This window comes from Streptomyces barringtoniae (assembly GCF_020819595.1).
Classification (GTDB): domain Bacteria; phylum Actinomycetota; class Actinomycetes; order Streptomycetales; family Streptomycetaceae; genus Streptomyces; species Streptomyces barringtoniae.
The window spans coordinates 1-335 of record NZ_JAJHNP010000126.1; the positions used below are offsets into that span (position 1 = coordinate 1).

Consider the following 335-nt stretch of genomic DNA (forward strand, 5'->3'; position numbering starts at 1 on the left):
GGTGTGCTGTCTTTGCTGGCGTTGGACGAGGCTGCTGGTGTGGCGGTGTCTGCGGTGTTGGTGCAGGCGCTGGGTGATGCGGGCGTTGGTGCGCCGTTGTGGTGTGTGACGCGGGGTGCTGTGTCGACGGGTCGTTCGGATCGGTTGGGCAGTGCGGTGCAGGCTGGTGTGTGGGGTCTGGGCCGGGTTGCGGCGTTGGAGGTTCCGGCGCGCTGGGGTGGTCTGGTGGATCTGCCGCCGGGTGTGGTGGATGAGCGTGCTCTGGGCCGGTTGGCGGATGTGCTGGCCGGTCTGGGGGGCGAGGACCAGGTCGCGGTGCGTGGGTCGGGGATCTT

Annotated in this window: 1 protein-coding gene; it reads left to right on the plus strand. The window is 69.3% G+C overall.

What is annotated here, in order from left to right; genetic code table 11:
* A partial coding sequence (locus LMU33_RS41020; RefSeq protein WP_228627228.1) for a SpnB-like Rossmann fold domain-containing protein occupies positions 1-335 on the plus strand: 335 nt, incomplete at both ends.